Origin of the sequence: Pantoea sp. RIT-PI-b, assembly GCF_001187905.1 — a bacterium.
Lineage (GTDB): Bacteria > Pseudomonadota > Gammaproteobacteria > Enterobacterales > Enterobacteriaceae > Pantoea > Pantoea nemavictus.
The window spans coordinates 146,618-166,838 of sequence record NZ_LGIS01000020.1; the positions used below are offsets into that span (position 1 = coordinate 146,618).

Here is a 20,221-nt window from a genome sequence, read left to right on the forward strand (position 1 = left end):
CTGGATATTGTCTTTCAGGGAGAAGAGCCTAAATGAATCAGCCCAACGCGAAAAAAATCCCCCATGTGATGAGCCTGCACGGTGAAACGCGCACCGACAATTATCACTGGTTGCGCGATGACGATCGTGAAAATCCTGAAGTGCTAGCCCACCTGCACGCTGAAAATGATTATGGCCGCGCGATGATGGCCTCGCAAAATTCGCTACAGGATCGGGTGCTAAAAGAGATTGTCGATCGTATTCCTCCGCAGGATCACTCGGTGCCGTATGTGAAGAACGGTTATCGCTATCAAAGCCGCTATGAAGTGGGTAACGAATATCCCGCCTATTTCCGTCAACCGATTGAGGCACCGCTTGATGAGCCGTGGCAACTGCTGCTTGATGGCAACCAACGTGCGTCCCACAGCGACTTTTACACCATGGGGGCGTTGGCAATTACGCCGGATAACCAGGTGATGGCGCTGGCGGAAGATTTCCTTTCGCGCCGTCAATACGGCATTCGTTTCCGTAATCTGCAAAGCGGCAGTTGGTATCCGGAAGTGCTGACGAATGCTTCCTCCAGCGTGGCCTGGGCCAACGATTCGCGCACGCTCTATTACGTGCGTAAACACCCGAAAACACTGCTGGCTTATCAGGTATGGCGTCACGAATTGGGGCATCCGCAATCTGACGATCAGCTGGTGTACGAGGAAAAAGACGATACTTTCCATCTTAGCGTGCACAAAACCACGTCAGAGCACTTTATTCTGGTGGCGTTGTACAGCACCACCACCAGTGAAATCCTGCTGATCGACGCGGAATATCCCGATGCGCAGCCGCAAACGTTTTGTCCGCGGCGTCGCGATCACGAATACAGCATTGACCACTACAACCACCAGTTTTATATCCGCTCGAATCGGGATGGCAAAAACTTCGGCCTGTACCGCAGTGCGTGGCTGGCCGAAGCGCGCTGGCAAGCGTTAATTCCAGCGCGGGACAACGTAGTACTGGAAGATTTCCAGCTGTTCCGTCATTGGCTGGTGGTGGAAGAGCGCCAGCACGGCGTTAATACCTTGCGTCAGATTAACTGGGAGAGCGGGGAGAGCTTTGGCATCGCCTTTGACGATCCGGCGTACGTGACCTGGCTGGCGTATAACCCTTCGCCGGAGAGCGACACGCTGCGCTACGGCTATTCATCGATGACCACGCCGACGACGCTGTTTGAGTTGAATATGGAAACGGGCGAACGTCGCGTGCTGAAACGCACGTCGGTGCCGGGCTTTAAATCAGAGGATTTTAAAAGCGAGCATCTGTGGATCACGGTGCGTGATGGTACGGAAGTCCCGGTTTCGCTGGTGTATCACCGCAAGCACTTCCAGCGTGGCAACAATCCGCTGCTGGTTTATGGTTACGGCGCCTACGGCAGCAGCATGGATGCTAGCTTTGGCACCAGCCGTATCAGTTTGCTCGAGCGTGGTTTCGTCTACGCGATTATTCATGTGCGCGGCGGCGGTGAACTCGGTCAGCAGTGGTATGACGGTGGCCGCCTGAAGAACAAAATCAACAGCTTCACCGACTTTATCGATGTCACCGAAGCGCTGGTGGCAAAAGGTTACGGAAATCCACAGCGGCTGTACGCCATGGGCGGCAGCGCCGGAGGGTTACTTATGGGTGGTGTAGTGAACATGGCACCGAATCTGTTCCACGGTGTGGTGGCACAGGTACCTTTTGTGGATGTCGTGACCACCATGCTCGATTCATCGATTCCGCTCACTACCGGCGAATACGATGAGTGGGGCAATCCCGAGCAGGAAGAGTTTTACCACAGCATCCGCCAGTACAGCCCGTATGACAACATCGAAGCAAAAGCCTATCCACACTTGCTGGTTACCACCGGGCTGCACGATTCTCAGGTGCAGTATTGGGAACCGGCCAAGTGGGTGGCGAAACTACGCGAGTTAAAAACTAACGATTCGTTGCTATTACTGTGCACCGAGATGGATTCCGGCCACGGCGGTAAATCGGGCCGTTTCAAAGCCTATGAAGGCGTGGCGCAGGAGTTTACTTTCCTGATAGGCCTGGCGCAGGGGAGCTTGCCAGACCGTACCGATTACTGATCGCTTTTAACGTACTTGCGAAGCGCCTGCCGCAACGGTGGGCGCAAATCGCGCACATTTTCCAGCACCCAGCGCAGATAGCCGGGATCTTTACGCGCAATGCTACCAATGCTTTGACCGCGATACTTCCCGAACGGGAACACATCACCACTCACGGCTGCCGGTTGGCACAAATTCGCCATCTGCTCGGCATTCCAGCCCGACGTTTCCATAATGCGGATCAGTAGCGCGGCGGTGACGTAGCAGTCATACAACGCGCGGTGTGCATGCAGTTCGGCTGGAGGTGTGACGTCCAGCTTCAGGCTATGACGCAATGCCTGATTGCCGTATTTGATGCCTGGCCACAACTGACGCGCCAGCGTCATGGTGCAGATCCATTCGCCCGGCATGGTTGGCAGCATACGGCGATCAAAACTGGCGTTGTGCGCCACATAATGCGGGCTGCCGTGATAGCGGCCAATCGCTTCTTCGATAGTCGGTTTGCCAACCACCATCGCTTCAGTAATGCGATGCACCGCCATCGCCTGGCGGCTGATCGGGCGGTCCGGGCAGATCAAATCACTCATGGGATTGACGATTTGACCGTCAATGACATCCACTGACGCCACTTCAACCACGCCGCCTTGCAGGCCACAGGTTTCGGTATCGATAACACGTAACATAGATTACTTCTGCTTAGGTTCGTAGGGCAGGCGTGACAGGCTGAGCGATGCCTGGCGGTAGTTCGTCAGACGTTGACGAAACCATTCACGCAGCGCCTCTGGTTGCTCGCGCTCCACCATTTCGGCAATCACGGGCATATTGTAGCGCTCTTTAAAAGCCACGCCCGCGGCGGCCAGATCGACATTCACTTTGTCTTTCTCTTCCTGCGACAGCAAGGCAAGGTTTTGACTCATACTTTCCTCCTGATAATCAGGGGCAAAAGTAATGGTTTCGGACCGAGGGATCAAGGAAATTGGATCGCACCGCAAGTCTCGACACCTGCGGATCGGCGGCGTATCCTGCTGCCACGTTTGCGGTGCACTGCCGCAGTTAAAAGGGAAGAAGTGATGAAGAAAACTGCGTTTACCCGAGTTGTGGCGCTGTTGCTGGCGTCATCAACGCTGGCCTTCAGCCAGTTTGCGCTGGCTCATGCTCACCTGAAAACGCCGGTTCCGGCGGATAAAGCCGTGGTGGAGCATTCCCCGCAGAATTTAACGCTGACCTTTACTGAAGACGTTGAAGCCGCGTTTAGTGGCGTAGAAGTGCTCAACGCACAACATCAACCCATGCCGGTGGGGAAGGCAAGGCTTAACGACAAACAGCACGATCAGCTGATTGTACCGATCAGCCAACCGTTGCCGTCGGGTAATTATCAAGTGAACTGGCATGTGCTCTCTGTTGATGGCCACAAAACCAAAGGCAGCTACGCATTTAGCGTGAAGTGATCAATGAGTTTGAGCACGCTGTGGATTGGCCTGCGGGCGCTGCATTTCTTGTCGGTGTTACTGCTCGCTGGCAGCGCCTGCTACACCGCGCTGCTGGCACCGCGTCGCTATCGCCTGGTGCTGGCGCAGCGTTTAGATTTTATTTTGCGTACCAGCGCGCTAGTGAGTTTGCTCAGCGCCGTGCTGATGTTAGCGACACAAACCGGGTTGATGAGCGGTGACTGGCGAAACGTTAGCGATAGCGAGACGTGGCGCGCTGTGCTGAATACGCGTTTTGGCATGGTCTGGCGCTGGGAAATTGTCTTCGCACTGCTTTGCACGCTGGCACTATTGCTGCGTGGCAGCCTGCGTCAGCAATTGCTGCTTGTTAGCGGTGTATTGCAACTGATCGCTCTGGCAGGCGTAGGACATGCAGCAATGCGTGATGGCTGGGCCGGCATGCTGCAGCAAGCAAACCATGCGCTACATCTGCTTGCCGCCGCGTTCTGGGCGGGCGGTTTACTGCCGCTGCTGTTACTGATGCGTGAAGCACGACAGATCGAATTCCGTGCCGATGCTATTCGCTGCATGATGCGATTTTCCCGCTACGGACATTTAGCCGTCGCGCTGGCGTTGTTCACTGGAGTCGTTAACAGTCTGCTAATAGCCGGTTCACCGCGCGATTGGCAAGTTACACCGTGGAGCGAGCTGCTGGTGGTGAAAGTGCTGCTGGTATTGTTGATGATCGCTATCGCGCTGACCAACCGCTATCTGCTGGTTCCGCGTTTCCGCCGGGCGGCCAGTCATGCATCGCATCTGTTTATTCGCCTGACGCAGCTAGAGCTGCTGCTGGCCATTATTGTTATTGGGTTAGTGAGCGTGTTTGCCACACTCTCACCGGCCTGAATGTGTCATTAAAGAAGATGAAATGAGGTCGATATTTTGCTGAAGAAACTGATTCCAGCTTGCGTATTGATGGCGCTGTGCAGCCAGGCGATGGCCGCACAGATTATTACCGTCAGCCGTTTTGAGATTGGCAAGGACAAATGGCCCTTCACCCGTGAAGAGGTGATGCTGACCTGCGAAAAAGACGGAGCGCTGTTTGCTATCAATCCCGGCACGTTATTGCAGTATCCGCTCAACGATAAAGCTTACGCGCGTAAGACTGCCGGGCAGGGCACGCTGCAATCCATCGACACCATCGTGGCCGAAGACAAAGCGCATCCAGGTCAGAAAATGAGTCTGCAACCGATCGTCGATCGCGCACAGCAACTGTGCGGCAAGTAATCTCGGTATAAATCAGGCGTGGCGCACATTTCTGCCGCTACGCTTGTTCTCAGGTTATGTCAACGCGATCACAGAGTTGACACCTTTGCTTACCGAACAGCGCAGTTGGCTGGAAAACCACCAATCCTGGTCTACCATTAAATGGCAAGGCGTCCTCGCCTGCAAAAATGCCAACTTTTAGCGCACGGCTCCTAAAGAGCCATTTCCCTGGACCGAATATAGGAATCGTATTCGGTCTTTTTTTATGTCGTTGATTTATAACGTAAAATTAAGGGGCGTCCCGAAATTTCCCGAAATTTTCCCGAAATCATCATATCCGGCCTATACCATTACATATTCCTGACCGCGGGAATCCAAATACTTTTTGGTCATTGCGATGTTTTTATGACCGAGCAATCTTTGCGCAAAATCCTCTCCATTCTCCACCTCATATAATCGGCTCGCAAGGCTTCTTATTTCATGGAAGGTCGGAGGGTTTGTGCCGAAAACCAAACCAGATGCTTCACGCGCTTCTGCGAAAGATCCGGTTAAAGCATCGGGAGCGACAGGCCCAGCTTTACGCCCACCTCTACGAACCGATGAGTAAATAAGGCTATCCGATGGATTGTCCTTCTTGCACGCTTCAATCACGCTTTCGAGAGAAAGGGCTAATTCATTTATTTTCAGCGATAATGGCAGCGCCAGTTTGTGACCGGTTTTGCCCTGAGTTATGAATAGCCTTCCTTCACTAATGTCGCTGAACTTCATGCGAGTGATATCTTCACGTCGCTGACCAGTTAAAAGCGCCAGGTTCATTGCGCACTCTAGCCACCCACCCATAGCTATCGCGGCCGAGCGAATTGCAAGAAATTGCTCAATGGATAATCTTTCTCTTTTTACCTCGGGTGGCGGGGTCTTGGTTGGCTCAACTATGTTACGCTCAATAACACCCTCGACTACCGCCTCCCTGAATACGTCCAGCAAAAGCGATCGGAAGGCTACAGCCATGCTTCTCTTGCCACATTCAACATACGATTCAAGAAATAGAGCAATGTCCCTGGTTGTCATCGATTCCATGACCTGCCTTCCGAACTCATCACGAAGTGTCGATAGCTGATTTGCTCGCACTTTCATTGTGTTTGGTTTGAGCTCTCTTCTTGCCAGAATGATGTTGTAGCGATCGAGCCATCTGCTGAATGTGAATTCAGGAACGGCCTTTAGCCGATCTAGAAGTGCAGAGGGTATATAATTCTGGTCGATGTAGTTATTAGCTTCGATCGCCTGAGCAACTGCTTCCCTGCGTGAGATGCGACCAAGTGATAGTTCCTGTCCCGTGACCGGGTTTCGCCAGGAGTAGATTTGCTTGGATTTCCTGAATGTCAGATTCCTTGGCAGATTAGCGTCGTAACGTTCCGGCCTTTTCGACATGTTTCAATTTCTCCAGCAATGAGCCCTCTCTTGGAGGTCTAATCGATTCTGTTTTGCGCACCAACTTGCTTTTGCGCGGATCAACATAAATGGAGTCGGGCTCCAGCTTGTATTCCTTTCCGTGCAACTGAGGGCAAGGATAAATTCTCCCCTCGCGCACCCAGCGGCGAAGGGTCGACAGGGAAGGCGGCTGTGAATATGTCGCGCTCGCCCACTCCTGCAAGTTGAGTAGCTTTGCCATGTTTTACCTCCGGAACGTTTTACCAGGTTTTGAGCGCAAATTAACGCAAGATTTAATGATGTGGTTATATAACAACAACCCCACCCAACCAGAGCAAATGTGACCATATAGCCACGCTCACTCCTTAGGTGGTTTGCCGAGGATAAAAGCGATGATTACTGCAGCGAGAAGGCTGAAATCGATGATGAACTCAGCCGGGGTGATGTCTTCGCAGGTGGTGGTCATGCAACGGAGCGGTGGCTCTGCGCGCGCATATACTTTTCAAGGTCACACCTGCATTCAGCGTCGCAGTAATGGCCCTTGTCGATTGGCTCTTCGCACCAGTGGCATTGCCCGGTGAAAGTGGCTGTGATGCGAGGCCGGTTAGCCAGCGCCACCTCAATCATTCTCTGCTCAAGTTCTGCTGCTTCATCTATCGGATCTGGATGTGTCATTTCGGTTTCCTATAGGCAATAAAAAACCGCCTCAGTGGGCGGCTTTTACATGATTAAAGCTTTATTGATAATATCGAGGAGAAAGCCCCTCTACCGCATCTTTAAAGACATGTTTCGGCACATCGTAATTGAAAACCACCAAATATTGAGGCTGTGGTGTTATGGATAACCAATATGCTGAGCGGAGTGTAACTTTGTGTAATTCTCCATCTATGGTATATACCCTCGGCGCATTTTCAGTATCAAATTGAATAACTTCTGGCTCTAAACCACTCTCAAAAACTAGCAAGTCAAAACTCATCTACCTTCTCCTTTTGATGAACCGGTATCTTTTTTTACTTAGAAATTCCATCGACTCCTGTCGATAAAACTTTAGTGATCGCTCCTAAATGCCAACCATTCAGCCCAGCAATATTCAGGGTCAATATCACGGTATCCGCGACTTTCTGACATACTCAACGCCGTATGAGCGTCCACGGAAATTGCAGTAGCGTTATCTCGTATAACTAATACCTCCTCTTCAGTTAGAGGGGAGCCTTTCTCCTCTGCTTTAGATAGAAGCAAGGAAATAAGTGAAGGCACAAATACGATCGTCATTTATCGGTTTCCTTCTGATAAACCGGATCACTGCCGCGCGGGAACTGCAGCGCGACGTTCCTATAATGCTGCAGGCGCTCTTTGAAGTATTCGCGCAACGCTTCCGGCTGCTGCAACTCAACTTCCATGGCGATAACCGGCAGGTTCATGCGCTCTTTAAACGCCACACCAGAGGCAGCTAAATCCACGTTTATCTTGTCGCGCTCTTCTCTGCTGCGTGCTGCTAAGTTGTATGACATTACTGAGAAGACACTCTTTGGAAGGTGGCCAAAGTAGGTGTGTAACTGCCGTTATCAGGCATACCCCCGACAGTTATGACCTTATAGTTTGTGGTCTGGCTATCAATTAGCAATGTAAGTACATCATTTGGCTTTGGAGCAGTTTTAAACTCATGCTCTTGTTTTGAGATTGGATTTAAATTTTCATCCACAAAAGTGACGGTTAATTTCATAATCAGAACCTCTCATATAATTGAAAGAACCAATCTGCATCATTCTGATTGAAAGGTCTAGGTTGCAAGAAATCCTCAGGAGCTTCCTTGTCTTTAGGTTTTACCATTTGGCGCTGCTGGTAGTGGCATCCAGTGGGTGACATTCCCACATGGCCCATCTGAATAGTCGTAATACCACTTGATGCCTTCTGGATAACATTCAATCACAGTGCCGGGCTTTTCCTGCCAACCGAGAACTGACTGACGATGTCGAGGCATCCGCTCGCTCACCTTCACCCACTCTGCACCACCTGTGGCACATATAGGCTCTATCTGTGCTGTGTGTGGGGCGTTGATGGATTGTTGTAGCGCACTGAGCAGCTCGACAACCTCATCAGGACTTACCTGAGTCACTGTTTCGGAGCACTCTTCGCAGCCTAGATAAAACAGTCCATCAACGTCGCATATGCGCAGCAGCCCATTCTGAACGGTAGATTTGTTGATTATGGCGAATCCCCATGACAGAGATTTACTGCCACATTCGCTGCATTGTTTTTCATGCCAGGGCAACTTCAAAGCAGGGCTTGCAGGTTGGGCGGCGCGACTTGCTTGCCATGCCATCCAGAATCTCTGGATTTCGGGCCCGATTTTATAGTGATATTCCGTTTCTCTCTGGCTTTTTACCCACTCGATGGTTTGACCTGAGTGGTCAGCAAACCATTCTTCAAACTGCTCGCGATCCTGTTCAGTCTTCATTCTTTCACACTCCCACCTGCTGCGCGGATGGCGTCAATCACTTGCACGCAATCGTATGCATCTCCATTATCATCTGCCAGCAGTGAGTAACCGTATCCACTGCGGCAGGGTGATAGCCTTTGCGGCAACACAACCGGCTGCATCACCGCCACTGGCGGCGAGGTGTAAAGCATTAACTGGCGCCGCGGGTCTGCGAATCTATCGTCATCACCAACGTTTTTAAACAGGTACCCAACTCCGCATTTATTTGCATCCCGAAGCTCCTCTTCATCCGTCCACGCCACCGGCTCAGCCTCAACGCTCGCCAGCGCCACCTTCGCCATATCCACCACCCAATCCAGATGGTCTTGCGGATTGGCGATAACGTCGCGGCAATGTGCTGCAAGTTGCTGGTTGTTAGTCATGGGTGGCTCCTGTGGTGCGGTCAATGCGCTCAATCTCCGCGATAAGCAGCGCAGCAGCTTTAACCAAGTCGCGCCGACGATCCAAAGCATGGTTACTATGCGATGGTTTGAACGAGCTTTTGTCATGCCACGGCCACAGGTTCTTTGCTCTCAAGCTATATGTACCAACACCATTCATCGCCGAACCAGCGACAGCGTAAGCTGCACCTGCAAGGGAAAGAATGCCAGCCAAATAACTATCGTCATGCTGCTCACTGTAACCTTCAATTTCCCTTTGTCTTTGGCGCTCTGCCGCCACGTCCTGCATAGCTTTGCTAGTCATCACTCACCTCCTTTGGTGCTGCAGGCGCGCGCCTTCCAGCCCATCCAGCAGCCGGTAATATAGCCACCGATGTAATCGCCATCCGGTCCGCGCATAGCTGCCACATCTTCAGGTGTGTGACTTGCAGCCCATCCGCCAACGGCCTTCCAGTGGTCCAAATACCATCGCTCGAAGTCCAATCGCTCCTGCGTTGTTTCAATTTCATCACTCATATCACTTTCCCCTCATTCGCCAACCGGGTACAGGCCAGCGTCGATTAATCTGGCGCGGCGCTGTGCCGCCTCTGTGTTTATGCGCTGGCTGTCGTTAGTTGCCATGCCAAAAGCTCGCCATGAAACGACGATCGCCTTCGGGTTTATATGTGTTGTGCGCTTGGTGCTGATGAGCGTGTACGTGTAGTCAGTGCAGGCATCCACCGGCACCGGGTCGGAAGCTGTAATCACCGCCGTCTTCCCGCGCAGGCATCCACGCATCAGGCTGTTGAACTCACCGAGCGACATATGAAAAAGGGCGCTTAATTCGCGCCCTGTCATTGGATGTTTGCTGAGTTGCCACACGACCTTTTCCTTAAAGCCGTTGTTGGGATGTTGGTTGCGGCGGTAGTGGGGTTGTTTGAACATGATTACACTCCGGCTTCATCCAGTTCTGCCTTGCGCAGCAGGTAAACGTCGGTTGCCTTTTCGAGCAGGTCAACATTCTCTGCCAGCACTTTTGCTGCGTACTTGTAGCACTTGTCCAGACCTGTAACTGATTCAGCATTTGATGCCGCTTCGGTGAAATCGGCAAGCAGCTCATCCGGCGTGCGCGCTGGGTTATTGGTGTTCGTCGCCGGGTTAATTTCGCGCTCGGGCTGCTGTGTTTCTGGTTTGCTGTTAATCAGGTTATTCAGGTCTGCACGACTACGTGCGGGAGTAACGTCGCGTTCTGCGCGCTGTGATGGCTCAAACTCGTCTGGCGTGTAGACACCGAGAATAACGTCAGGGCAGTAGAGACGCGCCCAGTACTTTACAGCCAGGTATGCCAGCTGCTGTTTTGGCGCCGTCTTCCATAACGGCGAGTTGCGGGTGCTCACGAATTCCATGTAAAGCGGCTCACCCCAGGTGATTTCCGCCTCATCGCGCAACACAGCTCCAACCCTAACAAACAGTCCCTTTTCATTTGCCGCGTTTTTATCTCCCGGCCTGAATGTGTCCCAGTTGCCGCCGTATTCATACTTGAATCGACCCTGAACAGCCGTTGAGCTGGTTACCACGGCGTTGACCAACTGAGCCTCATAACCGAGCGTGCCGTTAACCAGATGCGTTTTCTGTGCCACGGCGTAGGGATTCATTCCCCACTGAGCAGCCTGAAGAGCAACCGCAAGACAATCAGCCTTGTTGCCAGCCAAGTGCTTTGGAACGGTCGATACACCCAGCGCCATTACTTCGGCAAACGCCTGTAATTTTTGCAAACCAGTGGGGCTGAAAATCGCTGCCTTGGTGTCGGCCTCGTTGACCGGTGCCTGCATCAAATCGTTGCTCATACGTTATCCTTTCTCTTTGCCCATTCCGGGCGCGTTAACTCTTCAATGCCGCCCCAGTTACCGGACTGCATGCATTCGTGGTAGGCGGTCAGGTCACGGCGGAACAGGTCATAACCTACAGTTACGTCATCCTCACCGAGCTGGAATACGCGCACTGGGTACCGGCCGCAGTCAATCGACTCGCTGACAGCGATGAAAACGAAAAGCGGGTATTCGCCAAAGTGCTTGCTGTAGCCTTCGCGGTAATAGGCGTCCTGAACGTGATAGCGGAACTCTTCGACGTGGCGCGCAAAGCGGCTCATGTCTGCCACCTTTTTCACATCGACGATGACTGGCTGCCCGGTCAGGAATTTGTCCGGGCGGATACGACATAGCTCGCCGGTTTGCTCATCGTTCCAGTATATCGAGGCTTCCTGGTGGCCTTCGGCTTCAAGCAGCCAGCGCGCGGCAGGGTGGGCGAGGGCGCTGGTACGCATTAGCTTCAGCTTTCGTCCCTGCTCGGCATCCATGACTGTCATTCCCATGCCGCTGCAATCCGCAAGGAACGCTTTTTCGTTCGCTTTGCCCTCATTGGTGCGGCGGTTGAACTCAGGCGCCACGATGAATCGTTTATCGAACTCTTCAGGTTCGAGCAGCAGGCAATGAAGCGCTGTGCCCATGTCTAGCGCAGATTTCTTCTCTTCGTCTTCCGGCGCTTCTTTACGCCACTGGAAGATTGCGGGGTTTATTGCGATATCGTCCAGTTGTGATTTGCTGATACCGGCACCGTGATGGTATGTCTCGTTGCTAATGTCAAAGTAAATTCCAGGCTCCATCACGCCACCTCGTTGTAAATCACATTGACGCCGCGCATGCGCTCACCTGCCGTGACCATCAACTCACGCAGCACCTTATCAAGCTCAATGTGAGCATCATCATCAGAATCCAACATCTGAGCCGCCGCGCCGCCGTAATACTGCTGAAGGAAATTTTGTGCAGCCATCATCAGCGGGTTGACGTGATGCGTATCGAGGTATCCATCAACCTCTTTCACAACTTCCTGCTTATCGTGATCGGGAAGTGAGGCTGCAATACTCAACACCCGAACCTTGTCGTGTGCGTTCAGAGTGAATCGGCTCATTTTCGCTCCGGCATGCCGAGCATTCTCAGCATCTGGTTGATGAATGGATAATCTTGAGTGCGCTCTAACATGCGCTGGCGCTCAAGCTCTTCCTGCTGCTTCTGATACTGCTTAGTCTGCTGCTGGCTCATGGCTGCCCCGGCTGATTTAAAGTGTCCATAAGTGAGCGCCAGCCAGAACGTAGGCGGCGAGTGATAGCGTCTAAAAGCGATTCTTGATGGGCGAAATCCACGATGGGTCCGCCCGCGATAGAGAAGGTCATCGTGGGTTTCCTTGGTGTTGGTTAAACGGGGGTTAGTATGTGATGCTGATATGCGGGATGTTGCCGTCTTTGATTTGAGTCAGAACGTCGATGGCCTGCACGCGAGTCAGTCCGCCGTGACCCATCAGGGCGTTAACGACCGCAGTTCCGATCGTCTTTCTGTGCGCTTCATTGGCGGCACGCGCTGCTGCTTCGTCGGCGATGCGTTTCTCTTCAGCCAGGCGGGTATCTTCCACTGCTTTGGCTTTGCGCTGCTCTTCTGCGATGGCTGCCTGCTTATCGCGCTCAGCCTGCTCACGCGCTTCCTGTGCCAGTCTTGCGGTGCGCTCCTGCGCTTCTTTGGCTTCACGCTCTGCACGTTCCTGTGCGGCTTTTGCGTCGGCCTCGGCCTTTTCCTTCGCTGCCTTCAAATCAGCCTCACGACGTGCAGCTGCTTCGCGTTCCAGCTGGGCTTTCTGCTCAGCCTCAATGCGTGCCTGCTCGACAGCCTGACGCTTAATCTCTTCTTCGTGAGCAATGCGCTGGCGCTCTGCTTCGGCTTTGGCTTCAGCTGCGTCACGGTCGAATTTTTCATTAAGAAGTAGGGCGATTTCGTGGTCGGCTTCAAGCTGCTTCTTCAGCGCTTCCTCTGCCGCTTTTTGCTCGGTTTCAATTCGCTGGCGCCCTTCCTCCGCAGCCTTCTCAGCAGCGATGCGCTCTTGCTCGGCCTCCCATTCTGTCAGTGGCTTTCGCGTTTCATCACGCAGCGCGTCGCAGGCATCAACAAAGCGCTTAATCTCTGCTTCAGCGGGCTTCACGGCTTCCTTAAGGCGCTTGAGGTAGTCACGCCCCGGCCTCTCGATTGCTGTCTTGCTGCGTGATACCTGCGCCGCCAATGACGCAACGCGAGCGCGACCTTTTGCCGTAGTGAGGTCTGGAACCTCATTGACCTGCTTGCGAATCTCTTCAAGAAACGCATCGAGTCCGTTCGGCACATAAAGCGTTGGCGCTTGTTCTGGCTTTACCTCAAGTACTGCTAATTCCGTTGTTTCACTCATTTCCTTCTCCTGCGGGCAAAAAAATACCCGCACATAGGCGGGTTTATTTAGGAAATCCCTATCACAGCAAGATTTATAACTGGCTTGTAAAGAATCAGAGGGTTAGGGATTATCAAATCATGACTACATATCGTGTAAGAGTGGGTTTTCATAACCCAACAGGCCTGACTTTCAGGCAACTTGATGAAGTGCTCGAACCGTTACGTTTCTGGAGAAATAAAACGTGCGGTGGAAATTTCCGTTATTACATGGAGTACGAATATCAGACAGAGGTCAGGAGCATTTGTGATGTATGTGAGCTAGCGTATTCACAGGCATGTAAGGTGAGAAAATGTCCGCTGATTCTTGTTGAGGCCAAACCTCATGAAGATGTTTCTCAAAAATAGTCCCACTTAATGCGGTCTATTCATAACCACGTGCAAAATATCTGGCTTGCTCGGCAAGGTCTGACGGCCTAATGAATTCGTCTAGCGTATTGACTCTGTGACACTATGCGAATGAGGAAAGTTATGAAGAAAAGTGAACTCCCAACCAAAATCTGCACCGTGTGTGGACGGCCTTTCACATGGCGTAAAAAGTGGGAGAAGTGCTGGGATGAAGTGCGTAAGTGCTCGGAGCGGTGCCGGAGGCAGTGAGCGTTTTCAGTGGTTACTGTCCCCGGGCGCGAAGCATTGCGTCGGCAATCGCATATGAACGTGATGCGATGCTATCCAGATGATTGGATGCACTACCGCTAGCCAGCTCTCCTTGCATAGCTTTTGCTGCTAAGTAATCACGCAGCGTCATGCCACTTTCCGACTGCCAATCCGAGTTATGTCCGACATTTCCTAGCTCTGGAAAAGCAGGTCCACCTGTTTCCTTGCTCATCTCAAATCCTCGCTATCATCGCCAACCCCATCAGCAAAGCAGTCACTACCCAGCAGATAATGCAATCTTGTGTGCTCATGGTATTGGCATTTGTGTAGGTAAAAAGAAACCCGCTCGGGGGCGGGTTATGCTGGAATCACAACGATAACGGTATTTACCATTGTGCCGGATGATTTGAATGCACCCTCTGGCAGATCTTCGATATGACCACCGCGCTCTTCAATCAGTTGACGGAAATCCGAAGTTAGTTTGTTACTGCGGAACGTCACCGAAGAAGCCATAACTGAAACTAACTGGCCACCCGGCTTGAGAAATTTCAGCGCATGAGTGACATGTTTGATGTCAGCCTGACGGCCAAATGGCGGGTTCATTACCACGCGGTCATAAATTGGCGCTGGTTCAATAGTCAGGAAATCAACAGGCTTGCCAATGCCTGACAAGCGAAGATTAAGTGCATGCAGTGCATCATTGTTAGCTGGCATAAGCTCGTACATATCAATCATCACATCTGCTGCCGCCTCATGGGCTGCCTTAGCAATTGCACCTTGGCCAGCGCTAGGCTCAAGAACTTTCATTCCATCGCCAATATCTGCCAAATGGATTACGTGACGGACAACATCTGGTGGGGTAGGGAAGAACTCAAAATCATCCTTCGGCACGACAACATCGCCAGTAAGGATGATTTGCTCAATGCGTTCGGCTGCATCGATATCGAAGACGTGCGCCTTGGCTTTGCGGTTCCACTTGCCGCCAGCTGCTTCAATCACCTTGTTGGTTCGGGTGTATAGATTGCGGTCTAGCTGACCAGTAAGAATCAGGTTGTTACCTTCGCATTGACAGGCACTAAGCACATTCAACACTTCGTTATCTACACGCATTTGGTTTCCTATAGGCGTAAAAAAAGCTCCATTCGGAGCCGGTTAATGTTCTGCTGCGTCCACGCTGTTTAGTGAACAGGTGGCGTAAAAAAGGCCGCATCAGGCGGCCATTAGGGCATTTATAATCTCAGTTAAAATTATTGCTTTGGTGATGGGCTACTTATAAAACTACTTGATGAAAATGCGGGCAGGCTGTCTTTAGACACATTTTGAGCTTCAGTGGTGATGCGACTTTCTAAGTTTTCGTTCTTATCAATAATCAATTCTTTGTCTTGAATCATTAGCGTAAACATCGGCATGTGTTCAGATGTATATTTCATGTAAGTTTTGATTTTTAACTTAAATGCAACTGTACCCGATAAATTCTCTGCTTTAATCGCTTTATCGCCAGTGAGATTTTGGCTTTCATTGACATCTTTTGCAATTTTAACTAAAGCCTCATGAAGATCTTTTGAAAAGTTACTAGGATCAACATCGATTAAATTTATGGCTGCTGGTGATTTATTTGTTGAATTAACGAGAGTTATATCCATGCCACGGCTCTCACTGTAAACCTTGCCAAGATTTACATGACCTACCGTGGTGGTAAGAATGTTTTCTCTAGGTTGCACATGTTCCTTCTGTAATAGAAGCCCACTATTCACCATTGCAGCGGTAAATATGGATGTGCCCAGAATAACTGATGCAGCAATTAAAGAAATTCCTGTGATTTTATTGGTCATGCTATCAATCCTTGCTCTCAAAGTTGTACCGACCAATTTTACTTATATGTATGAGGTCTAAACACTCGATTAGAATCAATTAAACAGCTTATTTAACCTTTTTGCTAAAAGAATTCTTATAGTTTATTGGATGGACATCACTTAACAATGTGAACCGCGTCCTTCCGCATCTTGCGATGACCGGCGTTATAAATTGCGATTTCCGGCAAACACACTGCTCCAACTTCCTGCTTATCTCGCAGACTAGGGGAGGAGGCGGCGCGGGCTACGTTTAAGCTGCATCCAGCGCTCGCTACTGCAATTTTGCGAGCAAGGCGGTTATCTGCGTTCAGATGCTCATTCGCTTCTGCACGGCGTGCTCTGCGACGATTTCTGGCGTTATCAGAGGCCAGATAAGTTACGACTACTGTCATGGTGTACCTCCGGTAATTGGCTTAGCGATGGTCCGCATTGCTAAATCAACTCGCCCCGCCAGCCACCTTGGTAGCGGGGCATACTTCTCGATCTGGAAAGTTCTCAGTCTTCACTGTTACCCGTTACATAACTCCTCCTGTAGTTGTATGCCGCATCAAAGTTGCCAGCGGCTTGGCTTTATAAATTGGCTTAGGTACTGGCGCCGGAACCTGTGACGTTTCCGGATTTCAAGTCGCTTCATAGGTCGGCCCGATCATCCCGGATAGGCCTAAGCTCCACGACACGCCAGTCCAAAGCCAAATTCTCTTTGGTTCCCCGCATTTCGGCGGAGACAAACCCCATCAATGTTAAAGAGCGATCCAACGTCCTGTTGGGTGGTGCGTCCTGCTGATGGATAGAATATACAAAACGTATTCAACCAGTGCAATACGAAATGTATACTGATTTTATGTTGTATACGTTATGTCATGAAATTGAAGGGGATTTATTTTCGATAGGCGCAAAAAAACCCGCACTAGGCGGGCATAAATTCGTTCAAATGAAGTTTTTTCTCGTAGGCATTACGCTTGCTGTGTGTAACCCGTCGCTATAATAACAACAATGCTTAGCATGATCACAAAATGATCGATGATAAGAATCATCCCTAAGGATTGGCAGTTCTGATGGATATGATAAGGGCACAAAAAAGCCCGCTCAGTGGCGGGCTAATGGAGAAGAGGTAGTTAAAAGGCGTAGTAATCGTGTTGGCTATGCGGTTCTGCCTTTCCAGTCTGTTGAGAAGTCTAGATCTTTCAAGAGCTGATAAACATTGCAACATTGAACCCCAAGATTATTACAGACGTCGGGTACTTTCCGATTTGCTCTAATTTTACTAGGTTTAGGGGTTTCATTGGTAACTACTATCCTATTGCGTATATCCTTCATTGCGTAAGCAATTAAAAATGGATCCTTACCTATTTTCTCAATTTCCAGATCAGATAAGTCTTGTGCATATCCATTATTTACTACACGACCAAGAATATCTGCGTCAAAATCCTCTTGAAGCATAATGTGCGGCTTATTCGTTTTGTGATGAACCCATTTTGCATGAATATCACTATCACCGCCTTTGATTTCATCAATTATTTCTCGTGGCATTTTGAGACGGCCATTTGTCGCATGAAATAAAATCCATTCCCAAAACTCTGGTACGCGTCTCTGAGGATAATAATAATCGTGAGCATGGATCAAAATGTTAGCATCGAGTAAAAATAATTTATCCCTTTGTTCAGACATTATAATCCCACCATTTTTGCCACATTTCCAGGACTGACACCTAGAACCTTCCCTGCTTTGGTTTCGGTTATTACACCCTCTAAAATAGAGTTTTTAACAACCCTCAAAAGTGCGCCACCAGTCTTATGACGCTTTGTCACATAAAAAGTACCCGCCGATTTCTTTTCATCTTGCTTTTTTACTTTGCTCTGCATCCACATCTCTTTGAAATGAGAGGATATTTCTTCCCATTCTTTAATGCTAATCCTTCCATCTCTCAGCAGACGGTATGCTATTAGTGAAGGGCTTACATTATAAAATGAAGCCCTTTCCTGAAGTACTGTTGAAAGTTCTTCGAAGTTTGAAGGATCATCTATTTTTACTGTATTGAGATCATCTGCGGGCAATAGAATGTTACTAGCAATATCATTGCAATATTTTTCAATCTTGTGCGCAACGCTGGTATTGCTAATCCCAGTTTCGCCAATAAGTATATGAGCAAGCTCATGCAATAGCGTAAAACTCCAAGCCGCTTTTGAATCATTATCATTTATAACAATAAACGGCGCGATTTTATCCGCTATAGCAAAGCCTCTGAAGTAATTAGTGCTAACGGATGAGTGATGGCTGCCCAGATTTCCAATCAAGAGGATGAAAACACCTTCGTTTTCGACCTGCTTCCTTAGATATCCCATTGCATCATGTGCTGTTCCTTGCCGCCTAAATTCTTCAGAACTAATATTGAATCTTGTGTTTATATAGGAGACGGCATCTGCTATTTCTGGCAGATTATTTAGGAAACCAACAAAGTCCTTAACTTCAGCATCATCAGAGTCGATCAAAGCTTCGCGAACGATGCTCTGCCGGACAAAAATATCTCTAACAATTGCATCAACATTTCCATTAGCTTCTAGAGGTATGGAGTCAGGAACGGTTCTGTAGTCCTCCCCTTTTTTTTGAATAACTGGAGGCTTAGTAAGGTAGAACGTAAGAAGAGGGCGATGATACAACTTAGCTATCTCACCTACCTTTTTACTTGTTGGTTCTTTTTCTCCTGATTCATAATCAGACAAAATAGAAGCACCTGATTCCTTTGAGCTTTTGAGATTCAGCTTCTTTGCAGCTTCGTCCAAACTCAAGCCAGAGCTTTCTCTTGCCCATTTTATAATTTCAGGATTTGGCTTAGCCATAGTCTCTACCAAGTAAAAAAACACCAACTATCATACATTCATTGTTGTGCATCAAAGATTCATCGTCAATTCGTTTATACCTACTGCGCCCATTCGAAAAGACTTCATTCGGCTCTATCACTCACCTGATATGCGCTGTTTCATTTCACGATGATGCTTGTGATAGTCCTCATCGCATTCAGCTGAACAGAAAGCCGTGTCAGCCACCACTGGCTCATCCGTACACCAAATGCAGTTACCATTGCGGCTAACTAGGCGTGGCGCACGAGCTGAGAGAGCAGCTGAAAGGCGAGACTCTTCTCGTTCTTGTGCCAAATCGATATCGTCCATAATTGTTCTCCTTATTAATTATTCTAGAATTCTTTTCCAGCCTCTTTTCCGTCAGCCCATTTAGTAATCTGGCTATCAATCTTTCCATCGAGGTAAGAGGTAAAGTGGGGCATTCCTGCCTTCAGTAGCAGGGCAATGCACGCTGCAAATGCCAAAACAAGTACTACTCTGCTTATGCTCATAAACTCTCCGTGTATAGATTAACTGAACGTCTCTTCCGGCCAATGAGCATTACAGCAGCCGCAACTTAGTCTCAATTGCCACGCCGATTATCCTGCAGTTTCCATTGATGGGCGTCATAGGCCATTGAGGGTTTAACCCCTTAAGATACTTCTGGCTACCGTCAATAATCAGCTTTTTGAAGGTCGCTTCGTTGTCATCTACCAATTTGGCTATGACGAGGTTACCGTTAACTGCTTCGCGGCCAGTATCAAACAACACGAACGTGCCCTCTGGGATGCTCAACCCCATCGGAGCAGTCATTGAATCTCCTTCAACCTCAAGCCAGAAAGCATCACCTTGTGCATGCGCATCTGATTCAAGCCATAAGTCGATCTCTTTTAGTGTATAGGGCTCGCATGCTTCAGCCCATGCGCCGGCTTGAACCTTACTCAACACAGGAAAGCGCTTACCTGGCTTATATTGTTCAACGAACGCCACATTATTTAACGACCCAGGTGTAGGGGCTATGGTTCCATCGTGGTTGACAATGAACTCCTTCATGCCGAGGAATCGCATTATTTTTGCGATGTCCTCGATCCCCGGCTCACGCCTAGCATTTAGCCAGTGGCTAACGGCACCCTTGGTTATCCCTAGATGCTCGGCCAACTTCTCTTGATTTATGTCCATGTCCTTCATACGGGACTTGGCCAAGTCATACCATTTCATATTCATCCCTAAATCATACAATTCGTATTCTTTTAATCGAGACACAAAATGTATATTTTGTTGCTCACTACAGATACGAAATGTATACTACGGTTTTAAGGAGGACCCTATGAACAACTTACGCAACATTCGTAAGCAGTTGGGCCTGACGCAGGGAGAGCTAGCAGTCGAACTTGGATTAACAAAAGGCGCGATTGGACATTACGAAAATGGTCGTCGCAGCCTGAATTTAAACCAATGCCGAGAGCTAGTCGCCGTTTTCAAAAAACACGGCGCGTCAGTGGGAATCGATGATTTATTCCCGCCAACAGCAGCTTAAGCATTACCGCTCTTTAAAACTCTGAAGCCGCTCCCGCC

Annotated in this window: 34 protein-coding genes; 7 read left to right on the top strand and 27 right to left on the bottom strand. The window is 49.8% G+C overall.

What is annotated here, in order from left to right; genetic code table 11:
- Window positions 1–32 precede the first annotated feature (32 nt).
- Window positions 33–2,096 carry a prolyl oligopeptidase family serine peptidase gene (locus AC790_RS13230; protein WP_049852078.1) on the top strand — a complete coding sequence of 688 codons (2,064 nt, stop codon included), beginning with the start codon at window positions 33–35 and terminating at the stop codon, window positions 2,094–2,096.
- On the opposite strand, the gene exoX is transcribed toward AC790_RS13230, so the two are convergent.
- Together exoX and AC790_RS13240 are read right to left on the bottom strand one after the other, a co-directional pair.
- Window positions 2,090–2,758, bottom strand: coding sequence for an exodeoxyribonuclease X (exoX, locus tag AC790_RS13235; protein ID WP_007889578.1), 669 nt, complete (start codon window positions 2,756–2,758; stop codon window positions 2,090–2,092). The genes AC790_RS13230 and exoX overlap by 7 nt on opposite strands.
- Window positions 2,759–2,761: 3 nt before the next feature.
- Window positions 2,762–2,992 carry a DNA polymerase III subunit theta gene (locus tag AC790_RS13240; RefSeq protein WP_049852079.1) on the bottom strand — a complete coding sequence of 77 codons (231 nt, stop codon included), beginning with the start codon at window positions 2,990–2,992 and terminating at the stop codon, window positions 2,762–2,764.
- Between the two features lie 153 nt (window positions 2,993–3,145).
- On the opposite strand from AC790_RS13240, the gene copC reads away from it, so the two are divergent.
- Genes copC through AC790_RS13255 form a run of 3 tightly spaced genes read left to right on the top strand, consistent with a single transcriptional unit; the run spans window position 3,146 to window position 4,789 of the window.
- Window positions 3,146–3,523: a copper homeostasis periplasmic binding protein CopC gene (copC, locus tag AC790_RS13245; RefSeq protein WP_049852080.1), complete on the top strand. Its 378-nt coding sequence runs from the start codon at window positions 3,146–3,148 to the stop codon at window positions 3,521–3,523.
- Between the two features lie 3 nt (window positions 3,524–3,526).
- Window positions 3,527–4,408: a copper homeostasis membrane protein CopD gene (gene copD / locus AC790_RS13250; protein ID WP_049852081.1), complete on the top strand. Its 882-nt coding sequence runs from the start codon at window positions 3,527–3,529 to the stop codon at window positions 4,406–4,408.
- A gap of 33 nt (window positions 4,409–4,441) precedes the next feature.
- The gene (locus AC790_RS13255; RefSeq protein WP_036620970.1) at window positions 4,442–4,789 is read left to right on the top strand and encodes a YebY family protein; all 348 of its coding nucleotides are present in this window, start codon (window positions 4,442–4,444) and stop codon (window positions 4,787–4,789) included.
- Between the two features lie 321 nt (window positions 4,790–5,110).
- On the opposite strand, the gene AC790_RS13260 is transcribed toward AC790_RS13255, so the two are convergent.
- From AC790_RS13260 to AC790_RS13330, 17 genes are all read right to left on the bottom strand, one after another.
- Window positions 5,111–6,196, bottom strand: coding sequence for a tyrosine-type recombinase/integrase (locus tag AC790_RS13260; protein WP_049852082.1), 1,086 nt, complete (start codon window positions 6,194–6,196; stop codon window positions 5,111–5,113).
- Window positions 6,165–6,437: an excisionase gene (locus AC790_RS24245; RefSeq protein ID WP_072093424.1), complete on the bottom strand. Its 273-nt coding sequence runs from the start codon at window positions 6,435–6,437 to the stop codon at window positions 6,165–6,167. Before AC790_RS24245 ends, AC790_RS13260 begins: the two co-directional genes overlap by 32 nt.
- A 495-nt stretch (window positions 6,438–6,932) precedes the next feature.
- Window positions 6,933–7,172 (bottom strand): hypothetical protein, encoded by a 240-nt coding sequence (locus tag AC790_RS13270; RefSeq protein WP_049852084.1) that lies wholly within the window; start codon window positions 7,170–7,172, stop codon window positions 6,933–6,935.
- Window positions 7,173–7,243: 71 nt separating this feature from the next.
- A complete protein-coding gene (locus AC790_RS13275) occupies window positions 7,244–7,468 on the bottom strand; it encodes a hypothetical protein (RefSeq protein WP_049852085.1) in 225 nt (74 codons plus the stop codon).
- The gene (locus tag AC790_RS13280) at window positions 7,465–7,707 is read right to left on the bottom strand and encodes a DNA polymerase III subunit theta (RefSeq protein WP_049852086.1); all 243 of its coding nucleotides are present in this window, start codon (window positions 7,705–7,707) and stop codon (window positions 7,465–7,467) included. The genes AC790_RS13275 and AC790_RS13280 overlap by 4 nt, the downstream gene beginning before the upstream one ends.
- Window positions 7,707–7,919, bottom strand: a complete 213-nt coding sequence (locus tag AC790_RS13285) for a hypothetical protein (protein WP_049852087.1) — start codon at window positions 7,917–7,919, stop codon at window positions 7,707–7,709. Before AC790_RS13285 ends, AC790_RS13280 begins: the two co-directional genes overlap by 1 nt.
- 93 nt (window positions 7,920–8,012) lie before the next feature.
- A complete protein-coding gene (locus AC790_RS13290; protein ID WP_049852088.1) occupies window positions 8,013–8,654 on the bottom strand; it encodes a DUF551 domain-containing protein in 642 nt (213 codons plus the stop codon).
- Window positions 8,651–9,058: a hypothetical protein gene (locus tag AC790_RS24930; protein ID WP_049852089.1), complete on the bottom strand. Its 408-nt coding sequence runs from the start codon at window positions 9,056–9,058 to the stop codon at window positions 8,651–8,653. The genes AC790_RS13290 and AC790_RS24930 overlap by 4 nt, the downstream gene beginning before the upstream one ends.
- Window positions 9,051–9,380 (bottom strand): hypothetical protein, encoded by a 330-nt coding sequence (locus AC790_RS13300; RefSeq protein WP_049852090.1) that lies wholly within the window; start codon window positions 9,378–9,380, stop codon window positions 9,051–9,053. Before AC790_RS13300 ends, AC790_RS24930 begins: the two co-directional genes overlap by 8 nt.
- The gene (locus AC790_RS13305) at window positions 9,380–9,592 is read right to left on the bottom strand and encodes a hypothetical protein (protein WP_049852091.1); all 213 of its coding nucleotides are present in this window, start codon (window positions 9,590–9,592) and stop codon (window positions 9,380–9,382) included. The genes AC790_RS13300 and AC790_RS13305 overlap by 1 nt, the downstream gene beginning before the upstream one ends.
- A 12-nt stretch (window positions 9,593–9,604) precedes the next feature.
- Complete coding sequence (locus AC790_RS13310) at window positions 9,605–10,000, bottom strand: hypothetical protein (protein ID WP_049852092.1); 396 nt, start codon at window positions 9,998–10,000, stop codon at window positions 9,605–9,607.
- A 2-nt stretch (window positions 10,001–10,002) separates the two neighbouring features.
- A complete protein-coding gene (locus AC790_RS13315; protein WP_049852093.1) occupies window positions 10,003–10,902 on the bottom strand; it encodes a RecT family recombinase in 900 nt (299 codons plus the stop codon).
- Window positions 10,899–11,717: a PD-(D/E)XK nuclease-like domain-containing protein gene (locus AC790_RS13320; protein WP_049852094.1), complete on the bottom strand. Its 819-nt coding sequence runs from the start codon at window positions 11,715–11,717 to the stop codon at window positions 10,899–10,901. Before AC790_RS13320 ends, AC790_RS13315 begins: the two co-directional genes overlap by 4 nt.
- The gene (locus AC790_RS13325; protein WP_049852095.1) at window positions 11,717–12,022 is read right to left on the bottom strand and encodes a hypothetical protein; all 306 of its coding nucleotides are present in this window, start codon (window positions 12,020–12,022) and stop codon (window positions 11,717–11,719) included. Before AC790_RS13325 ends, AC790_RS13320 begins: the two co-directional genes overlap by 1 nt.
- Window positions 12,019–12,153, bottom strand: coding sequence for a hypothetical protein (locus tag AC790_RS25250; protein ID WP_255351274.1), 135 nt, complete (start codon window positions 12,151–12,153; stop codon window positions 12,019–12,021). The genes AC790_RS13325 and AC790_RS25250 overlap by 4 nt, the downstream gene beginning before the upstream one ends.
- The gene (locus AC790_RS24725) at window positions 12,150–12,284 is read right to left on the bottom strand and encodes a protease FtsH-inhibitory lysogeny factor CIII (RefSeq protein ID WP_152929127.1); all 135 of its coding nucleotides are present in this window, start codon (window positions 12,282–12,284) and stop codon (window positions 12,150–12,152) included. Before AC790_RS24725 ends, AC790_RS25250 begins: the two co-directional genes overlap by 4 nt.
- Window positions 12,285–12,316: 32 nt before the next feature.
- Window positions 12,317–13,321, bottom strand: coding sequence for a hypothetical protein (locus AC790_RS13330; RefSeq protein ID WP_049852096.1), 1,005 nt, complete (start codon window positions 13,319–13,321; stop codon window positions 12,317–12,319).
- Window positions 13,322–13,440: 119 nt separating this feature from the next.
- Between AC790_RS13330 and AC790_RS25130 the strand changes: the two genes are divergently transcribed.
- Together AC790_RS25130 and AC790_RS24255 are read left to right on the top strand one after the other, a co-directional pair.
- Window positions 13,441–13,707 (top strand): hypothetical protein, encoded by a 267-nt coding sequence (locus tag AC790_RS25130; RefSeq protein ID WP_072093425.1) that lies wholly within the window; start codon window positions 13,441–13,443, stop codon window positions 13,705–13,707.
- 123 nt (window positions 13,708–13,830) lie between these two features.
- On the top strand, window positions 13,831–13,956 hold the full coding sequence (locus AC790_RS24255) for a DUF2256 domain-containing protein (protein ID WP_072930066.1): 126 nt from the start codon (window positions 13,831–13,833) through the stop codon (window positions 13,954–13,956).
- Between the two features lie 13 nt (window positions 13,957–13,969).
- Here AC790_RS24255 and AC790_RS13335 read toward each other — a convergent pair whose 3' ends face one another.
- The 8 genes from AC790_RS13335 to AC790_RS13365 all read right to left on the bottom strand — a co-directional run bounded on the left by AC790_RS13335 (window position 13,970) and on the right by AC790_RS13365 (window position 19,870).
- Window positions 13,970–14,188, bottom strand: coding sequence for a hypothetical protein (locus tag AC790_RS13335; protein WP_049852097.1), 219 nt, complete (start codon window positions 14,186–14,188; stop codon window positions 13,970–13,972).
- A gap of 125 nt (window positions 14,189–14,313) precedes the next feature.
- Window positions 14,314–15,066 (bottom strand): methyltransferase, encoded by a 753-nt coding sequence (locus AC790_RS13340; protein ID WP_049852098.1) that lies wholly within the window; start codon window positions 15,064–15,066, stop codon window positions 14,314–14,316.
- A 137-nt stretch (window positions 15,067–15,203) separates the two neighbouring features.
- Window positions 15,204–15,788: a hypothetical protein gene (locus AC790_RS13345; protein WP_049852099.1), complete on the bottom strand. Its 585-nt coding sequence runs from the start codon at window positions 15,786–15,788 to the stop codon at window positions 15,204–15,206.
- A 137-nt stretch (window positions 15,789–15,925) separates the two neighbouring features.
- Complete coding sequence (locus AC790_RS13350) at window positions 15,926–16,201, bottom strand: hypothetical protein (protein ID WP_049852100.1); 276 nt, start codon at window positions 16,199–16,201, stop codon at window positions 15,926–15,928.
- A 748-nt stretch (window positions 16,202–16,949) separates the two neighbouring features.
- The gene (locus tag AC790_RS13355) at window positions 16,950–17,477 is read right to left on the bottom strand and encodes a DUF4411 family protein (RefSeq protein ID WP_049852101.1); all 528 of its coding nucleotides are present in this window, start codon (window positions 17,475–17,477) and stop codon (window positions 16,950–16,952) included.
- Window positions 17,477–18,646: an XRE family transcriptional regulator gene (locus AC790_RS13360; protein ID WP_072093433.1), complete on the bottom strand. Its 1,170-nt coding sequence runs from the start codon at window positions 18,644–18,646 to the stop codon at window positions 17,477–17,479. Before AC790_RS13360 ends, AC790_RS13355 begins: the two co-directional genes overlap by 1 nt.
- A gap of 117 nt (window positions 18,647–18,763) precedes the next feature.
- Complete coding sequence (locus tag AC790_RS24260; RefSeq protein WP_072093426.1) at window positions 18,764–18,976, bottom strand: hypothetical protein; 213 nt, start codon at window positions 18,974–18,976, stop codon at window positions 18,764–18,766.
- Window positions 18,977–19,207: 231 nt separating this feature from the next.
- Window positions 19,208–19,870 carry a LexA family transcriptional regulator gene (locus tag AC790_RS13365; RefSeq protein ID WP_049852103.1) on the bottom strand — a complete coding sequence of 221 codons (663 nt, stop codon included), beginning with the start codon at window positions 19,868–19,870 and terminating at the stop codon, window positions 19,208–19,210.
- Between the two features lie 103 nt (window positions 19,871–19,973).
- Between AC790_RS13365 and AC790_RS13370 the strand changes: the two genes are divergently transcribed.
- The gene (locus tag AC790_RS13370; RefSeq protein WP_049852104.1) at window positions 19,974–20,183 is read left to right on the top strand and encodes a helix-turn-helix transcriptional regulator; all 210 of its coding nucleotides are present in this window, start codon (window positions 19,974–19,976) and stop codon (window positions 20,181–20,183) included.
- Window positions 20,184–20,221: the final 38 nt, after the last annotated feature.

What these genes read in the sequence shown, in the direction of transcription:
- exoX (WP_007889578.1), bottom strand. Translation starts at nt 2,758, where the DNA reads ATGTTACGTGTTATCGATACCGAAACCTGTGGCCTGCAAGGCGGCGTG.
- AC790_RS13340 (WP_049852098.1), bottom strand. Translation starts at nt 15,066, where the DNA reads ATGCGTGTAGATAACGAAGTGTTGAATGTGCTTAGTGCCTGTCAATGC.
- AC790_RS13370 (WP_049852104.1), top strand. Translation starts at nt 19,974, where the DNA reads ATGAACAACTTACGCAACATTCGTAAGCAGTTGGGCCTGACGCAGGGA.
- AC790_RS13305 (WP_049852091.1), bottom strand. Translation starts at nt 9,592, where the DNA reads ATGAGTGATGAAATTGAAACAACGCAGGAGCGATTGGACTTCGAGCGA.
- AC790_RS13330 (WP_049852096.1), bottom strand. Translation starts at nt 13,321, where the DNA reads ATGAGTGAAACAACGGAATTAGCAGTACTTGAGGTAAAGCCAGAACAA.
- AC790_RS13365 (WP_049852103.1), bottom strand. Translation starts at nt 19,870, where the DNA reads ATGAATATGAAATGGTATGACTTGGCCAAGTCCCGTATGAAGGACATG.
- AC790_RS13275 (WP_049852085.1), bottom strand. Translation starts at nt 7,468, where the DNA reads ATGACGATCGTATTTGTGCCTTCACTTATTTCCTTGCTTCTATCTAAA.
- AC790_RS24725 (WP_152929127.1), bottom strand. Translation starts at nt 12,284, where the DNA reads ATGACCTTCTCTATCGCGGGCGGACCCATCGTGGATTTCGCCCATCAA.
- AC790_RS13280 (WP_049852086.1), bottom strand. Translation starts at nt 7,707, where the DNA reads ATGTCATACAACTTAGCAGCACGCAGCAGAGAAGAGCGCGACAAGATA.
- AC790_RS13320 (WP_049852094.1), bottom strand. Translation starts at nt 11,717, where the DNA reads ATGGAGCCTGGAATTTACTTTGACATTAGCAACGAGACATACCATCAC.
- AC790_RS25130 (WP_072093425.1), top strand. Translation starts at nt 13,441, where the DNA reads ATGACTACATATCGTGTAAGAGTGGGTTTTCATAACCCAACAGGCCTG.
- AC790_RS13285 (WP_049852087.1), bottom strand. Translation starts at nt 7,919, where the DNA reads ATGAAATTAACCGTCACTTTTGTGGATGAAAATTTAAATCCAATCTCA.
- AC790_RS13335 (WP_049852097.1), bottom strand. Translation starts at nt 14,188, where the DNA reads ATGAGCAAGGAAACAGGTGGACCTGCTTTTCCAGAGCTAGGAAATGTC.
- copD (WP_049852081.1), top strand. Translation starts at nt 3,527, where the DNA reads ATGAGTTTGAGCACGCTGTGGATTGGCCTGCGGGCGCTGCATTTCTTG.
- AC790_RS24255 (WP_072930066.1), top strand. Translation starts at nt 13,831, where the DNA reads ATGAAGAAAAGTGAACTCCCAACCAAAATCTGCACCGTGTGTGGACGG.
- AC790_RS13300 (WP_049852090.1), bottom strand. Translation starts at nt 9,380, where the DNA reads ATGACTAGCAAAGCTATGCAGGACGTGGCGGCAGAGCGCCAAAGACAA.
- AC790_RS24260 (WP_072093426.1), bottom strand. Translation starts at nt 18,976, where the DNA reads ATGGACGATATCGATTTGGCACAAGAACGAGAAGAGTCTCGCCTTTCA.
- AC790_RS13230 (WP_049852078.1), top strand. Translation starts at nt 33, where the DNA reads ATGAATCAGCCCAACGCGAAAAAAATCCCCCATGTGATGAGCCTGCAC.
- AC790_RS24930 (WP_049852089.1), bottom strand. Translation starts at nt 9,058, where the DNA reads ATGACTAACAACCAGCAACTTGCAGCACATTGCCGCGACGTTATCGCC.
- AC790_RS13310 (WP_049852092.1), bottom strand. Translation starts at nt 10,000, where the DNA reads ATGTTCAAACAACCCCACTACCGCCGCAACCAACATCCCAACAACGGC.
- AC790_RS13270 (WP_049852084.1), bottom strand. Translation starts at nt 7,172, where the DNA reads ATGAGTTTTGACTTGCTAGTTTTTGAGAGTGGTTTAGAGCCAGAAGTT.
- copC (WP_049852080.1), top strand. Translation starts at nt 3,146, where the DNA reads ATGAAGAAAACTGCGTTTACCCGAGTTGTGGCGCTGTTGCTGGCGTCA.
- AC790_RS13345 (WP_049852099.1), bottom strand. Translation starts at nt 15,788, where the DNA reads ATGACCAATAAAATCACAGGAATTTCTTTAATTGCTGCATCAGTTATT.
- AC790_RS13355 (WP_049852101.1), bottom strand. Translation starts at nt 17,477, where the DNA reads ATGTCTGAACAAAGGGATAAATTATTTTTACTCGATGCTAACATTTTG.
- AC790_RS13325 (WP_049852095.1), bottom strand. Translation starts at nt 12,022, where the DNA reads ATGAGCCGATTCACTCTGAACGCACACGACAAGGTTCGGGTGTTGAGT.
- AC790_RS13360 (WP_072093433.1), bottom strand. Translation starts at nt 18,646, where the DNA reads ATGGCTAAGCCAAATCCTGAAATTATAAAATGGGCAAGAGAAAGCTCT.
- AC790_RS13350 (WP_049852100.1), bottom strand. Translation starts at nt 16,201, where the DNA reads ATGACAGTAGTCGTAACTTATCTGGCCTCTGATAACGCCAGAAATCGT.
- AC790_RS13240 (WP_049852079.1), bottom strand. Translation starts at nt 2,992, where the DNA reads ATGAGTCAAAACCTTGCCTTGCTGTCGCAGGAAGAGAAAGACAAAGTG.
- AC790_RS24245 (WP_072093424.1), bottom strand. Translation starts at nt 6,437, where the DNA reads ATGGCAAAGCTACTCAACTTGCAGGAGTGGGCGAGCGCGACATATTCA.
- AC790_RS13260 (WP_049852082.1), bottom strand. Translation starts at nt 6,196, where the DNA reads ATGTCGAAAAGGCCGGAACGTTACGACGCTAATCTGCCAAGGAATCTG.
- AC790_RS25250 (WP_255351274.1), bottom strand. Translation starts at nt 12,153, where the DNA reads ATGAGCCAGCAGCAGACTAAGCAGTATCAGAAGCAGCAGGAAGAGCTT.
- AC790_RS13315 (WP_049852093.1), bottom strand. Translation starts at nt 10,902, where the DNA reads ATGAGCAACGATTTGATGCAGGCACCGGTCAACGAGGCCGACACCAAG.
- AC790_RS13290 (WP_049852088.1), bottom strand. Translation starts at nt 8,654, where the DNA reads ATGAAGACTGAACAGGATCGCGAGCAGTTTGAAGAATGGTTTGCTGAC.